Source organism: Phyllobacterium sp. (genome assembly GCF_037994405.1).
Classification (GTDB): Bacteria; Pseudomonadota; Alphaproteobacteria; order Rhizobiales; family Rhizobiaceae; genus Phyllobacterium.
The window spans coordinates 1-13,680 of record NZ_JBBNAN010000409.1 but is presented as its reverse complement, the minus strand read 5'-3'; the positions used below and the strand labels follow the sequence as shown (position 1 = coordinate 13,680).

The window sequence follows — 13,680 nt, the reverse complement described above, 5'->3', positions numbered from 1 at the left end:
TCTGGAGGAAATTGATGTCCGAGAAGGTTTATCCCGTGCTGGCAAGCGCGAAAAAAAACGCGCTCATCGACAATGATACCTATCTCAGCTGGTACAAGCAGAGCGTCAAGGATCCGGAAAAGTTCTGGGCCAAACATGGCAAGCGCATCGACTGGTTCAAGCCCTATACCAGGGTCAAGAACACCTCGTTCGAAGGCAAGGTCGCGATCAAATGGTTTGAGGACGGTGTCACCAATGTCTCCTACAACTGCATCGACCGCCATCTGAAGAAACGCGGCGACCAGGTCGCCATCATCTGGGAAGGCGACAATCCCTATCTCGACAAGAAGATCACCTATAACCAGCTTTACGAGCAGGTCTGCCGCCTCGCCAACGTGCTGAAGAAGCATGGCGTCAAGAAGGGCGACCGCGTTACGATCTACATGCCGATGATCCCCGAAGCCTCCTATGCGATGCTCGCCTGCACCCGCATCGGCGCTATCCATTCCGTCGTCTTTGGTGGCTTTTCGCCGGATGCCCTTGCCGGCCGCATCGTCGATTGCGAATCCACTTTCGTCATCACCTCGGATGAAGGCATGCGCGGCGGCAAGCCGATTCCGTTGAAGGACAATACCGACAAGGCCATCGATATCGCCACCAGGCACCATGTGATGGTGAAGAATGTGCTTGTCGTGCGCCGCACTGGCGGCAAGACCGGCTGGGCGCCGAACCGCGATCTCTGGTATCACGAGGAAACGCTGAGCGTTAAGCCGCAATGCAAGCCGGAAAAAATGAAGGCGGAAGATCCGCTGTTCATCCTCTATACCTCCGGCTCCACCGGCAAGCCGAAGGGTGTGCTGCACACCACCGGCGGTTATCTCGTCTATGCCTCGATGACCCATCAATACGTCTTCGATTATCACGAAGGCGATATCTACTGGTGCACCGCGGATATCGGCTGGGTCACCGGGCATTCCTATATCGTCTATGGTCCGCTCGCCAACGGCGCGACGTCGCTGATGTTCGAGGGCGTTCCGAACTATCCGTCGGTTTCGCGGTTCTGGGAAGTCATCGACAAGCACCAGGTCAATATTTTCTACACCGCCCCGACCGCCATCCGCGCCCTGATGAGCGCCGGCGACGAGCCGGTCAAGAAGACCTCGCGCAAGTCGCTGCGTATCCTCGGCACCGTTGGAGAACCGATCAATCCGGAAGCCTGGGAGTGGTATTATCAGGTGGTCGGCGACAAGCGTTCGCCCATCGTCGACACCTGGTGGCAGACCGAAACCGGCGGCATCCTTATCACGCCATTGCCCGGCGCGACCGCCCTCAAACCCGGCTCCGCCACACAGCCTTTCTTCGGCGTCCAGCCGCAGCTCGTCGACAATGAAGGCAATGTGCTGGAAGGCGCAGCCGACGGCAATCTCTGCATCACCGATTCCTGGCCGGGGCAGATGCGCACGGTCTATGGCGACCACAAGCGCTTCATCGAGACCTACTTTTCCACCTACAAGGGCAAGTATTTCACCGGCGACGGCTGCCGCCGTGACAAGGACGGCTACTACTGGATCACCGGCCGCGTCGACGACGTGCTCAACGTCTCCGGTCACCGCATGGGCACCGCCGAAGTCGAGTCCGCTCTTGTGTCGCATGACACAGTTTCCGAAGCCGCCGTCGTTGGCTATCCGCATGACCTCAAGGGCCAGGGCATCTACTGCTATGTCACCCTGATGGCCGGCCTTGAGGGCACCGATGATCTGCGCAAGGACCTCGTTGCCCATGTGCGCAAGGAAATCGGCCCGATCGCCACGCCCGACAAGATCCAGTTCGCGCCCAGCCTGCCGAAGACCCGCTCCGGCAAGATCATGCGCCGCATCCTGCGCAAGATCGCCGAGGATGATTTCGGCGCGCTTGGCGATATCTCGACACTTGCCGATCCGGCTGTCGTCGAAGACATGATCGCCAATCGGCAAAACAGGAGAACCTGAGCGGAAGGGCGAAAGTCCACGCAACGACCGTGCATTGGCAGGAATTAATGAGCGATTATCAGAACTCGATACCCTTTTGAGCTTTAACGCCCGAGCGAAACGGATGTTTGATCATTTCCATCTCGGTGACGAGGTCGGCGAATTCGATGAGTTCATCCTTGGCGTTCCGGCCGGTGATGATCACATGTTTCATGTGCGGCTTCAGTTTCAAAACTTCGATGATCTCTTCGACGGGCAGGTAATCATAGCGCAACGCTATGTTCAGTTCGTCGCATAGGACCAGTTCGGTTTCATCGTCGAGGATCATCGCCTTGGCTTGCTCCCACGCGTTTCTGGCCATGGCGATATCGCGCAACCGATCTTGGGTTTCCCAAGTGAATCCATCGCCCATGGCTGAGATAGTTACCAACTCGGGAAATGTTTTCAAAAGCAAGCGCTCGCCCGTATCCCATGATCCCTTGACGAACTGGACGACGCCGATCTTCATCCCATGGCCGAGAGCTCGAAAAACAACGCCAAATCCGGCAGTGGACTTGCCTTTGCCCTTGCCTGTGTTGACGATCACCAGACCCTTTTCGTCTGTCTTGGTCGCCAGGATCTTGTCCCGGACCGCCTTCTTCTTGCGCATCTTGTCGGCGTGGCGCTCGTTGATGTCTTCTTCAGTCAGGCTTCGCAGTCTTGATGATTTTATAGCCATTCGGCCCATCCTTCCGAGAGATTTTGCCGGGGTAGCGAAACCGTTAACACCCATGCACTGGGAAGGATTTGCGCTGGCGCAAAGACACGGTGCGTTTATTCGGTCAGACAGGCGGAATGAAACATTCCCTATCTTCAGTGCCCCGCTACGCCAGTCTTCAGGAATTCGCCAACGAATTGGAAAAACGAGGACGCTTGAAGCGGATCTCACAGCCCGTCTTCTTGAAGCACGAGATCACGGAAATTCATCGGCGGGTCATTGAGGCAGAAGGTCCGGCGCTTCTTTTCGAAAAGCCGATAGACGGCAGCGGGAGGGTGAGTGAAATGCCGCTTCTCGCGAACCTCTTCGGTACGAAGGAGCGAATAGAATGGGGTTTTGGTCTCGAGTCCGGAGGCATGCCATATCTGGCGGAAAAGTTGTGCAACTTGCGTGATCCCCAACCGCCGAAAAACGGAAAGGACGTCTGGAACAAACTTCCGCTACTAAAAGCGGCCCTCGCCATGCGTCCGAAGCAGGTTCGCCGTGCGCCTTGTCAGGAGATGGTCTGGCGAGGCCCGGAGATGGACGTGACACGCCTTCCAATTCAAGGGTGCTGGCCGGGTGAGCCGGCTCCTCTTATCACCTGGCCACTTGTAATCACTCGCTCGCCTGAAGATCCGAATGACGTCAATGTTGGTGTCTACCGGATGCAGGTTCTCGGACCCCAACGACTTATCATTCGTTGGCTCGCCCATAGAGGAGGCGCAAGACATCATCTCATGTGGCAGCGGCTTGGGAAAGATATGCCTGTTGCCGTCGTCATCGGAGCCGACCCTGCGACGCTGCTGTCATCTGTGATGCCGCTACCGGAAGGTATGAGCGAACTCAACTTTGCCGGGATGCTGAAGGGCAAGCGAACCGAAGTCACGGAAGCGGTCTCTGTCCCCATGCACCTTCCGGCAAATGCCGAGATCGTGCTTGAAGGCTATGTGTCGGGAACAGAGACAGCAGAGGAGGGCCCCTACGGCGATCACACGGGCTACTATAATTCAGTTGAGGCGTTTCCTGTGATGACGCTTTCTGCAATCAGCAAGCGGCGGGAAGCCATCTACCTTTCGACATATACCGGACGACCTCCCGACGAGCCTTCCAAGCTGGGCGAGGCGATGAGCGAACTGTTCGTTCCTCTCGTTAAACGTCAGCTTCCGGAAGTCGCGGATTTGTGGCTGCCACCAGAGGCATGTTCCTATAGGGCTATGGTCGTTTCAATCGACAAGCGTTATCCGGGACAGGCACGTCGCATCATGATGGCCTTGTGGTCGCTGCTACCGCAGTTCACCTACACCAAGCTCATCATTGCCGTGGATCCCGAGATCAATGTCCGAAGCTGGCCAGATGTAATATGGGCGCTATCCACCCGTTTTGACGCGAGCCGCGACCTTATGGTGGTTTCCGACACGCCGATCGATTATCTGGACTTCGCGTCGCCGAAAGCAGGGCTTGGTGGAAAGCTGGGCCTTGATGCCACGACGAAGATAGGGCCTGAAACGCAACGGGAGTGGGGAAAGGTTTTAAGGATGCCTGCCGAGGTTACCAAGCGGATTGATGCCTTGTGGGCAAATCTTGGGCTTGGAGGTGCTGGCCAGTGACACATCATCACGTTGTGATCGCGGTCACCGGAGCCTCTGGTGCCGCAATCGCGCTGAAAATCATGGAACGTCTTGTCCAGACGAAGGCGGTGGAGACGCATTTGATTGTCTCCGACGCCGCCCAACGTACGCTCCGGCACGAGGTGGGGGAGGATGCAGTCGAACAACTGCTGTCCTTGGCGTCACGCAGTTACCCGGTCGGTGACGTCGGTGCGGCCATCGCGAGCGGCTCATTTCCCACTTCCGGCATGATCGTCGCCCCCTGCTCGATGCGGACGTTGGCGGCGATCGCCGCGGGCCTGTCGGACAACCTGATTGCAAGAGCCGCGGATGTGCACCTCAAGGAGCGCCGCCGACTGGTCCTTATGACGCGAGAAACGCCGCTGCACCTCGGCCACTTACGCAATATGTGTGCTGTCACCGAAATGGGGGGCGTTGTCATGCCGCCGGTTCCGGCCTTCTACAATTTGCCTCAAACAGTGACCGAGATTGTCGATCATGTTGCTGCGCGCGCGATCGATCTTCTGAATCTTCCCATCGCCCCCCAGGCAGCCGTCTGGAAAGGTCAATCGTGAATGATCACGAACCCGGCAGGGCCAACGCGAGAGGATCCGCGACGAAGAGTAACGGGTGGCCCCCGGCAAGCAGCCAATAGGTCAATACGGCCGTTAAAATGAAAGCGGATGCCAATGGTGCGTCTACCGACAGCCGTGCGCGTCCGTCAACGATCGCGCCGAAGGGCACTATCGAAGTTCCTGCGGCAATCCGGTTCCAGTCTTCACCAAGTCGCCTGCGCGACCTTTTCTCGCCAATGAAAAAGCCCGCGATGCAAAACAGTGCCAGACCACCAAATAGCAGGACGCCGCCCAAGTCGCCATTGGGGACAAGGTGCGCCATGGCCCAGATCAGGAACCCCCAAAGCACGGGATGACGGGTGATAGCGACGATCGAGGCGCGCCGGCATCCCGACCGGATGGAAAGCGACAGTGGATTGACTGAGAAGAGTCCAGCGAGGACCAGGAAAATTCCGACAGGGGCCGCCACGATGGTGGCCCAGGCCTGCCAAGGCGCGGGGTCCCACAGCGGCACGTAGTCAAGATAAAGCGTCGCATGAATAAGCCAACCGAGCACGAGCAGGGAGACGGCCGAATAGGCCACGAAGTAGGCACGCCTCCCGATTGTATCCATCAGCGCCTGGCGGATTGGCGCGATCGCGGGAATCGAGTGGAGAATGAGGAACGCTGCAAACGCTATCAGGAATTCGGTCATCTATGGGGAAGTCCGCGATCGTTGACGTTGTGTTGTCTTTCGGGTTTTTTCGCGTCTGTTCCTTGCGGGAAATCAATATGAACAGCTTTTGTTGGACGAGCGGCATGGAGATGCGCCTCTGCCTCGAGGCTATTGGTTGCCGTTTCGTATCGGTTTTTCATTCGTGATGCGCTTCGGAAGGCCTGTCGTCATCATAGAGAATACGCTCGGACGCGCCGTCCAGGTCTTCATACTGCCCGTTCTTGAGAGACCAAAGAAACAGAACCAGGCCTGCCAGGCCGAGCGCTAGGGAAATGGGAATCAGGTAAAAGAAATCGCTCATTTCGCCGATCGCCTCAACTCTAACCCGAAGCCCAATGGCTTTGGCTTGGCCCACATCGGCTCGCCCTTGAGCCTCAGGGCGTTGGCTACAACGACCAAGGAGGACAGGGACATCGCAACCGCAGCGACAAAGGGAGTCGCGTGACCGAGGATTGCGACAGGCAGCGCCACGACATTGTAGCCTATGGCTATAACAAAATTTTGCCGGATCAATTTCGCTGCATCCCGTGCGACACGGTAAGCAAGAAACACGGTATCGAGGCCGTCCTGGAGAAAGACAAAGTCGGCATTGTTGCGGCCAACGTCAGCGGCGGACGCCGGTGCCATGGACACATGCGCAGCCATCAGGGCCGGGGCATCGTTCAAGCCGTCGCCAACCATCAAGACCTTATGCCCGTGCTTTGTCAGCAATCGAATCCGGTCGAGCTTTCCGCCTGGGAGGATGCCCGCCGTGTAGTCCGAAATGTCGAGCTGATCCGCAATTGCACGCACCGCAGGCTCGCTGTCGCCGGAAACTATCTCAACAGCGATTCCGGCCTGCCGCAGTTTTTCGACACACTTGCGAGCGCCGGGCCGGAGCCGATCGGAGAAAACGAACGAGGCGAGCTTTCGTCCTTCGACGGAAAATACCGTCTCGGCCGTATTTTGCCCGTCATCGTCCTTGCACGCGAATGCCGCTCGCCCAAGCCGATAGACCTTCCCTTGAGCAATACCTTCCAGTCCGAGCCCGGGAAATTCCCGCACCTCTTCGAAGCGAAAGCCCAAATTACCTTCGATGTGTGACGCGACTGCGTGAATTGCCTGTGCGCTCGGATGGCGCGAATGGGAAGCAAGCTCTACAGCCATCGAGAGCGCCTCGGTGTCGATCTCATCGACATTCGTAACCTGCATTTGTCCCAGCGTGAGCGTGCCGGTCTTGTCGAAGACGACGGTGTCGATCTCGTTGAGACGTTCCATGGCCGAACCATCTTTGACCATTGTGCGGCTCTCAAAGAGCCGGCGCGCAGCCATAACCTGCACCATCGGAACCGCAAGACCGAGTGCGCACGGGCAGGTGATGATCAAAACGGCGATGGCGACGGTCGCAGCCTGATGCACATCACCTTGAAAAATCATCCAGCCAACGAAGCTGAGGAGCGACGTCAAGTGAACCGCCGGCGCATAAAGACGGGAGGCGCGGTCGGCAATACGCCGATAGACCGATTTGCCGGATTCCGCAGATTCCATCAGCCGAATCATTTCGGCGAGGAACGAGTCTTCGGCGACCTCCGTGGCGATGACCGTCAACGACCCAGTGATATTCAATATTCCGGCCTGCAGGGCCGCGCCTGCTTCAACCCGACGCGGTGCGCCTTCGCCCGTCACGAGCGAGAAGTCGATGTCGGAGATTCCGCGCTCTACCTCGCAATCGACAGGAACACGTTCGCCTGCCGTAATCAGCAGACGTGTTCCCGACCTGATCTCTTTCAAGGGAAGGTATTCGTATTCGCCGTCAGCTCTGATCGTCATCGCGCCCCGAGGCGACAGTTGCGCAAGCCCCTTGACCGCCGTCCGTGTCCGCTCCCGCATGACATAGTCCAGTGTGCGCCCGATCAGTAGGAAGAACACCAAGGACGTTGCCGCGTCGAAATAAGCGTGTTCATAGCCCTGATAGGTGTCGTAGACGCTGAGCGCAAAGGCGGCGGCGATGCCGATCGAAATCGGCACATCCATATTGGTTTGTCCGTGCCGGAGCGCGCGCCAGCCCGATTCATAAAATATGCGTCCGGCATAAAGAAGCGCGGGCAGGGCGATGCCGGCACAAATCCAGTGAAGCATGTTTCGGGTGGTACCTTCCGCGCCCGCCCAGACGGAAACGGACAGCGACATGATGTTCATCGAGGCAAATGCGGCAACCGCCAAGGCCCTGAGCATCCTTGGAAGGTCGCCGCTCGGCTTTGCGGCCTCGGTCGGATCGAAGAGATGCCCATCATAGCCGAGCTTTTTCAGCGCGCCGATTGCATCGGGAGGGGTTCCTTGATCCGTCCAGCGCAGCGCCAAACGTTTGCTCGACAGATTGACCCGCACATTCTGGACGCCGTCCAGCTTTGCCAGTCCGCGCTCGATCCTGTTGATGCACCCGCCGCAGTGGATCGAGGGCACTGAGATTTCCGTCTGCAGGATGCCGTCGCCGATGCTGCGGCTCGCCAGTCTGAATTCGTCGGCCGATGGGGTTGACTGGCGAAAGGCGTCGGCGGAGACAATGGTAGTTGCGGGCGTGCAGCAGGTCATTTCGTTAATCCGGATCCCGCATCGTTACGTAGGCATGCCAGGTCGCATGACCGAGCAGTGGGAAAATTATGACGAAGCCGATCATTCCCGAAAGCAAGGCTATGACGGTGAGACTGAGCACGATCACGCCCCACAGCAGCATCACCGGCAAATTGTTCCAGACGATCGACATGCTCGTTCCCATGGCGGTGAACGCATCGAACCGCTTGTCCAATACCATGGGGATCGAGAAGACGCTGATGGCGAAGGCAAAGGCGGCGAAAATCCCGCCGATGGCGACGCCAATCACCAGCATCGCCACGCCAATTGGGGTGCCGAACAGCATGGGGACAATATGGTCGATGCCAGGGAACGGCCGCCAACCAAAAAACAGAGCGTAAAGAAGCACTGCGGCACGCATCCACAGGAGCATCAGGCCCAACAGCACCGCTCCGACGAACAGGACATGCTGGCTGGTGCCACGCTCCGGTATAAGCATGGAGGCCAGCGTGACCGGCAATCCCTTGGACAGGCGGCGGCTCTTGACGTAGAGGCCCGTCGCGAGCGCCGGGCCGACCACCAGGAAGCCCGCAAGCGCCGGAAAGAAGGCAAAATCCAACTTGTAGAAGAGGATTCCGGCGGCGATTGCGAGCGAGATGATTGCCACGCCAGTGCCATAGGCAAGGCTGGGCAACGGGACCGTCCACAGATCGTGCCAACCTTGAGCAAACCAGGTGAACGCTTCGCTCGGTGAAAGATGTCTGTTGCGGTCGACTGCCTTTGGAAGGGGCGGAACAGTTTCTGGAATTTTCATCGGGAGCCTTCCCTATGCCGATTGCCTAAGTGAACTTGTGTCAACATGCTGAATCCGCAGCGCGGTACGTGCCAAGTTGCTGGCCTTTGACTTTCAAGTGGTCGACGCAATCAGGGCGCGACTGAATTGCAACGTAAACCAGATGAACGTTAGCCAGTATCACCACGCTCAGTCCCGAGGCGACCGCCAGACAGATCCACAGTTTCGGCCGTGCGATGATGAAGTTCATGATGCGCCCCCCGCCACCGTCTCGGCTCCGTGTTTCCTTAAATCGAGAAGGTAAAGCGTGATGATCTTGATCTGCGCAGGTGTGAGACGTGCACCCCAGCTCGGCATGTGACCCTGGCGGCCGGAAAAGATGGTCTGATAGATGTCGTCGCGGCTTCCTCCGTTTATCCAATAATCGTCCGTGAGGTTCGGTGCACCGCTCTCGACCAGGCCCTTGGCGTCGTTGCCGTGGCAGGTGACGCAATTTGAAGCGAAGAGTTCTTTTCCCTTCGCTATGTCTTCCTTGTTTTTGTCCGTAACCGTGGCCGGGTCGGAAAGCGATTTGACAAAGCCTGCCAGCAGCGAAACCTGATCCTGTGTCAACGTTCCCTCGCGGCCAAAGGCCAGCATTTGGGAAACGCGCGTGTTGGGATCGGTGCCGTTAATGCCGACAGTCACAGTCTGCAAAACCGTTTGGGGGTCGTCGCCCCACAGCATCGGTGCCTGTGCGATGTTGGGGAAACCCTTGTTGCCCTTTGCATTTACCCCATGGCAGGCCGCGCAATTGTCGCCGAAGAGCGTGCGGCCGTCCTCGCGGACCGTGCGCATCAAGTCGGTGTCGGACTGGATTTGTGCGAGATCTTCCTTTTCGATGCGCGTCATCCAGTTCGCACGTTCTGCGGCGGCTTCCTCGATCGATTTGGCGACCGCCTGCTTCTGATCAACCCCCAGCAGCCCCTTGAAATATCCCGTTCCATAGGGCCAGCTCGGCATGAGCAAGGTCCAGCCCAACGCGAAGATCCCCATGGTGATGAGAAAAAAGTACACAGGTTTGGGAACCGGGGTGTTCAGTTCCTTGATACCGTTCCATTCGTGTCCGGTCGTTTGATGGCCGGTGAACGGGTCGCGCTCGCCTACAGACATGGCTTGTCCTCTTCGTCGGAGACCACTGCGGTGGCAGCATGTTCAAAGGGCTTCTTGTTCGAAGGCCAAAAAGTATAGACCAAAACACCGATCGACATGGCGATCAGGTAGAACAGTCCGAATGACTTGGAAAAACCAGTCAACATTTCATGATCGATCATCATGTCACTCCACCTCGTTCTGCGGTGTGGTATGGGCAACGTCCGTCAGGTGTCCGAGGACCTGAAGGTAGGCAACCAGTGCGTCCATCTCGGTGACCTCGCCTTGTTTGCCGTCAAACAGGCTCACATCGGTATTGTCGCCGTACCGCTCGGTCACCCCCGCGGCCAAATCGGTGTCCGGGCTGGCCTGGCCGAGGGCGTCCTTCGGAGCGTTGGCGATCATGTCGTCTGTGTAGGGTACACCCACCGCCCGCAGCGCTGCCAGGTGTTCGCCAAGATCATCCGTCTTCAACTGGTTGCGCAGTAGCCAGCGATAGGCGGGCATATTGGACTCGGGAACGACATCACGCGGGTTGTTGAGGTGCGCGGTCATCCAGTCGTTGGAGTATTTGCCGCCGACGCGGGCGAGATCTGGTCCCGTCCGTTTCGAACCCCAAAGCATCGGATGATCGTATTTCGACTCCACCGCTAATGAGTAAGGTCCATAGCGCTCCACCTCGTCGCGCAACGTGCGGATCATCTGGGAGTGGCAGGCATAGCAACCCTCGCGGATGTAGATGTTGCGGCCGGCAACCTCGAGCGGTGTGTAGACCCGCATGTCCGGCGCTTTTTCGACAGTCTCGTCGATGGTGAACAGCGGGGCGATCTCGATGAAACCGCCAATGCTCGCGACGACAATGATGGCGAGGACAAAGCCAATCGCATTGCGTTCAAGTCGATAGTGAAAATTGAACATGTCTTATTCTCCGGCCTGGGCGATTGTTGCAGCGGGCTGCCAACCCAACGGGACGTCCGAGGCAGATTCCGATGCGACAGGTACAGGCGACCGAATTGTCATCACGATATTGTAGAGGGCGATCACCGCGCCGATCAGGAACAGCAATCCGCCGAACGCACGGGCGATGTAATAGGGGTGCATTGCCACGAGCGAGTCGACAAAGGTGTAGTTCAACGTGCCGCTGTCGTTGTAGGTCCGCCACATCAAACCCTGGACCACGCCGGAATTCCACATTGCGAAGACATAGACAATCGTTCCGGATAGGGCGAGCCAGAAGTGCCACTCGACCAGCTTGGGGGAATAAAGTGCCGGCCGCTTCCAGAGCCACGGCGTCAATGCATAGAGCGAGCCGTAGGTGATCATCGCCACCCAACCGAGCGCGCCGGCGTGAACGTGGCCGATGGTCCAGTCGGTATAGTGGGACAGCGAGTTGACGGCGCGTATCGCCATGAACGAGCCTTCGAAAGTCGCAAGACCGTAGAAGATCGCTGCCAGCATCATGAAGCGAAGAACAGCGTCGTCGCGCACCTTGTGCCAGGCTCCGTTCAGCGTGAGGAGCGCATTACCAGCGGAGGCCCAGGACGGAACAAGCAGGACGACTGAGAACGCCATGCCAAGGCTCTGAACCCAATGCGGGAGCGCCGTGTAGTGCAGGTGATGCGAGCCCGCCCACATATACATGAAGGTGATGCCCCAGAAGCTGATGATCGAGGTCCTGTAGGAATAGATCGGCCGGCCCGCCCGCTTTGGCAGATAGTAGTACATCATTCCAAGGAAGCCCGCCGTCAGGAAGAAGGCCACGGCATTGTGGCCGTACCACCATTGCGTCATGGCATCCTGTACGCCGGAGAACAGGGAATAGCTCTTGGCATGTCCCAACGAAACCGGCACGGCGAGATTGTTGATGATGTGCAAAAGGGCGACGACCAGGATGAAGGCCATGTAATACCAGTTGGCCACGTAGATGTGCGGTTCCTTGCGGCGCATCAGCGTGCGGATGTAGATCGAGAAATAGACCACCCAGACGACGACCAGCCAGATGTCGGCGTACCATTCCGGCTCGGCGTATTCCTTCGATTGCGTGATGCCCATGAGATAGCCACTGGCGGCGAGCACGCAAAAGAGGTTGTAGCCAAAAAGGACGAACCAGGGACTGAATTGGTCCGGCAGGCGGGCACGGGTCGTACGCTGCAGCACATGTAGCGAGGTGGCGATCAGAGCATTGCCGCCAAAGCCAAAGATCACGCCGCTGGTATGGACCGGACGCAGGCGGCCGAAGCCCGCCCATGCTGCGTCGATCGTCAGTTCCGGCCAGGCCAGCAGGGCTGCGACCCATACGCCTACCAGCATGCCGATCACACCCCAGACCAATGTCAGAATGATGCCGACTTTGCTGGGATCGTCATAATATTCGGAAAGCCTGGAGGGCGACGGCTCGGGAGCGTCATAGGCACGCAAGAGAGCAATGACGCCCGCCATGCCGCCCAGCGCGATGACCCAGCCATGGGTGCCGATGAGGTCATCGCGCCCGGCGGCCGCCATTGCCACCCCGAAGCAAATCAAGGTCAGGAAGGTGAAGGCCGCGAGGATACGCTCGCTTCGGGTCAATTGTGAAATCATGCTGACTGCCCCCGCAAGAATGAAACACATATACTGCCGGGCGAACGGTTGTTGTTCGCCAGGAGAAACTGGACTGAACTGCGACCTCGCCTATCAGGAGTTGCGTTGGTGCACAATTTTTCCTTGGGCAGACTACCAGTATTGCTTTTAGACCCGAACATTTTTCCTCACTGATTCAGAAAAAGAACGGCCGCGATCGCGACCGAAAAGATGACAGCCGTCATAGCGCCGGCACGCTGCAGCACACCCATTCGATTGAGTGCGATTGCAAAGACAATGATCATTGGCGTGGCGACGATCAATCCGACCTGTGCGTCAGTCATGTGTGAGCTCCATTTGACCCCAACCTAACGGGTCGAACTCGGTTTTCTTTGATCCATGTCAAAGAAGCCCAGCGCCCGCCCTCTATTTCTGGCGCACGATAATCAGGAGAACCCGATCGTTGCTCAGGGAAATGGAAGCGTCCGAAGCAGCCGGTGGCGACACCGACGATTTCCTGGTCTGGGTGCTGGTTCTAAGCGAGTTGGCAGCGTTCGGCATTCTGATCGCGGCATTCTTATTGGCGGCCGCCAGGGATCCGGAAAGCTTCGCAATCGCCAGAATTCATCTGTCGCCGGGCCTTGCCACCGCCAATACTTTGTTGCTGCTCACGAGCGGCTGGCAAGCTGCGATGGCGGCTCGGCGAGGTGCTACCAAAAGGCAACAGCAAAGAGCACTGATCTTGGCCGCGCTTCTCGGCTTCGTTTTCACCGCAATCAAGCTCGTCGAATTCAACTCGGAGATGCATTTTGCCGGGGACGCGACCTTCAATGCTTTCTTCGAACTCTACTTCATCATCACGGGATTCCACGTGATCCACGTGGTGTTTGGTGCAATTGTACTGTTGCTGGTTGCCTGGCGACCCAGCAACTCCAACATCGGCCTCATCACCACATTGTGGCATATGGTCGATTTGATCTGGATCGCCATGTTCCCGATCATCTATCTGGTGTGAAACGATGATGAAAAACACGTCAGCACGACTGGTGAGGGCCTGGTCACTCC

15 protein-coding genes are annotated in these 13,680 nt (G+C 57.8%); 4 read left to right on the top strand and 11 right to left on the bottom strand.

The window, feature by feature from the left end; translation table 11 throughout:
• Positions 1–14 precede the first annotated feature (14 nt).
• A complete protein-coding gene (gene acs, locus AAAC48_RS22545; protein ID WP_340656334.1) occupies positions 15–1,967 on the top strand; it encodes an acetate--CoA ligase in 1,953 nt (650 codons plus the stop codon).
• Positions 1,968–2,025: 58 nt separating this feature from the next.
• On the opposite strand, the gene cobO is transcribed toward acs, so the two are convergent.
• Positions 2,026–2,664 (bottom strand): cob(I)yrinic acid a,c-diamide adenosyltransferase, encoded by a 639-nt coding sequence (gene cobO / locus AAAC48_RS22540; protein WP_340656331.1) that lies wholly within the window; start codon positions 2,662–2,664, stop codon positions 2,026–2,028.
• A gap of 116 nt (positions 2,665–2,780) precedes the next feature.
• Here cobO and AAAC48_RS22535 point away from each other — a divergent pair, with 116 nt between their 5' ends.
• Positions 2,781–4,292: a UbiD family decarboxylase gene (locus AAAC48_RS22535; RefSeq protein ID WP_340656330.1), complete on the top strand. Its 1,512-nt coding sequence runs from the start codon at positions 2,781–2,783 to the stop codon at positions 4,290–4,292.
• The gene (locus AAAC48_RS22530; RefSeq protein ID WP_340656329.1) at positions 4,289–4,867 is read left to right on the top strand and encodes a UbiX family flavin prenyltransferase; all 579 of its coding nucleotides are present in this window, start codon (positions 4,289–4,291) and stop codon (positions 4,865–4,867) included. Before AAAC48_RS22535 ends, AAAC48_RS22530 begins: the two co-directional genes overlap by 4 nt.
• A 4-nt stretch (positions 4,868–4,871) precedes the next feature.
• Here the strand turns inward: AAAC48_RS22530 and AAAC48_RS22525 are convergent, their stop codons facing one another.
• From AAAC48_RS22525 to AAAC48_RS22480, 10 genes are all read right to left on the bottom strand, one after another.
• Entirely contained in the window at positions 4,872–5,561 is a 690-nt protein-coding gene (locus AAAC48_RS22525) for an NnrU family protein (RefSeq protein WP_340656328.1), read from the bottom strand.
• A gap of 157 nt (positions 5,562–5,718) precedes the next feature.
• The gene (gene ccoS, locus AAAC48_RS22520; protein ID WP_340656327.1) at positions 5,719–5,883 is read right to left on the bottom strand and encodes a cbb3-type cytochrome oxidase assembly protein CcoS; all 165 of its coding nucleotides are present in this window, start codon (positions 5,881–5,883) and stop codon (positions 5,719–5,721) included.
• Positions 5,880–8,153, bottom strand: a complete 2,274-nt coding sequence (locus AAAC48_RS22515; protein WP_340656326.1) for a cation-translocating P-type ATPase — start codon at positions 8,151–8,153, stop codon at positions 5,880–5,882. The genes ccoS and AAAC48_RS22515 overlap by 4 nt, the downstream gene beginning before the upstream one ends.
• Before the next feature lie 4 nt (positions 8,154–8,157).
• Positions 8,158–8,946 (bottom strand): DUF2189 domain-containing protein, encoded by a 789-nt coding sequence (locus AAAC48_RS22510; protein WP_340656325.1) that lies wholly within the window; start codon positions 8,944–8,946, stop codon positions 8,158–8,160.
• Positions 8,947–8,986: 40 nt separating this feature from the next.
• Positions 8,987–9,175, bottom strand: a complete 189-nt coding sequence (locus AAAC48_RS22505; RefSeq protein WP_340656324.1) for a hypothetical protein — start codon at positions 9,173–9,175, stop codon at positions 8,987–8,989.
• Complete coding sequence (ccoP, locus tag AAAC48_RS22500) at positions 9,172–10,077, bottom strand: cytochrome-c oxidase, cbb3-type subunit III (protein WP_340656323.1); 906 nt, start codon at positions 10,075–10,077, stop codon at positions 9,172–9,174. The genes AAAC48_RS22505 and ccoP overlap by 4 nt, the downstream gene beginning before the upstream one ends.
• Positions 10,068–10,241: a cbb3-type cytochrome c oxidase subunit 3 gene (locus AAAC48_RS22495; protein WP_340656322.1), complete on the bottom strand. Its 174-nt coding sequence runs from the start codon at positions 10,239–10,241 to the stop codon at positions 10,068–10,070. Before AAAC48_RS22495 ends, ccoP begins: the two co-directional genes overlap by 10 nt.
• A 1-nt stretch (position 10,242) precedes the next feature.
• Positions 10,243–10,974 carry a cytochrome-c oxidase, cbb3-type subunit II gene (gene ccoO, locus AAAC48_RS22490; RefSeq protein ID WP_340656321.1) on the bottom strand — a complete coding sequence of 244 codons (732 nt, stop codon included), beginning with the start codon at positions 10,972–10,974 and terminating at the stop codon, positions 10,243–10,245.
• Between the two features lie 3 nt (positions 10,975–10,977).
• Positions 10,978–12,633, bottom strand: coding sequence for a cytochrome-c oxidase, cbb3-type subunit I (gene ccoN, locus AAAC48_RS22485; RefSeq protein ID WP_340656333.1), 1,656 nt, complete (start codon positions 12,631–12,633; stop codon positions 10,978–10,980).
• Positions 12,634–12,803: 170 nt separating this feature from the next.
• Entirely contained in the window at positions 12,804–12,959 is a 156-nt protein-coding gene (locus AAAC48_RS22480) for a hypothetical protein (RefSeq protein ID WP_340656320.1), read from the bottom strand.
• Between the two features lie 131 nt (positions 12,960–13,090).
• Between AAAC48_RS22480 and AAAC48_RS22475 the strand changes: the two genes are divergently transcribed.
• A complete protein-coding gene (locus AAAC48_RS22475) occupies positions 13,091–13,630 on the top strand; it encodes a cytochrome c oxidase subunit 3 (protein WP_340656332.1) in 540 nt (179 codons plus the stop codon).
• Positions 13,631–13,680 lie beyond the last annotated feature (50 nt).

What these genes read in the sequence shown, in the direction of transcription:
- AAAC48_RS22495 (WP_340656322.1), bottom strand. Translation starts at nt 10,241, where the DNA reads ATGATGATCGATCATGAAATGTTGACTGGTTTTTCCAAGTCATTCGGA.
- acs (WP_340656334.1), top strand. Translation starts at nt 15, where the DNA reads ATGTCCGAGAAGGTTTATCCCGTGCTGGCAAGCGCGAAAAAAAACGCG.
- ccoO (WP_340656321.1), bottom strand. Translation starts at nt 10,974, where the DNA reads ATGTTCAATTTTCACTATCGACTTGAACGCAATGCGATTGGCTTTGTC.
- AAAC48_RS22505 (WP_340656324.1), bottom strand. Translation starts at nt 9,175, where the DNA reads ATGAACTTCATCATCGCACGGCCGAAACTGTGGATCTGTCTGGCGGTC.
- cobO (WP_340656331.1), bottom strand. Translation starts at nt 2,664, where the DNA reads ATGGCTATAAAATCATCAAGACTGCGAAGCCTGACTGAAGAAGACATC.
- ccoP (WP_340656323.1), bottom strand. Translation starts at nt 10,077, where the DNA reads ATGTCTGTAGGCGAGCGCGACCCGTTCACCGGCCATCAAACGACCGGA.
- AAAC48_RS22515 (WP_340656326.1), bottom strand. Translation starts at nt 8,153, where the DNA reads ATGACCTGCTGCACGCCCGCAACTACCATTGTCTCCGCCGACGCCTTT.
- AAAC48_RS22525 (WP_340656328.1), bottom strand. Translation starts at nt 5,561, where the DNA reads ATGACCGAATTCCTGATAGCGTTTGCAGCGTTCCTCATTCTCCACTCG.
- AAAC48_RS22475 (WP_340656332.1), top strand. Translation starts at nt 13,091, where the DNA reads ATGGAAGCGTCCGAAGCAGCCGGTGGCGACACCGACGATTTCCTGGTC.
- AAAC48_RS22480 (WP_340656320.1), bottom strand. Translation starts at nt 12,959, where the DNA reads ATGACTGACGCACAGGTCGGATTGATCGTCGCCACGCCAATGATCATT.
- ccoS (WP_340656327.1), bottom strand. Translation starts at nt 5,883, where the DNA reads ATGAGCGATTTCTTTTACCTGATTCCCATTTCCCTAGCGCTCGGCCTG.
- AAAC48_RS22510 (WP_340656325.1), bottom strand. Translation starts at nt 8,946, where the DNA reads ATGAAAATTCCAGAAACTGTTCCGCCCCTTCCAAAGGCAGTCGACCGC.
- AAAC48_RS22535 (WP_340656330.1), top strand. Translation starts at nt 2,781, where the DNA reads ATGAAACATTCCCTATCTTCAGTGCCCCGCTACGCCAGTCTTCAGGAA.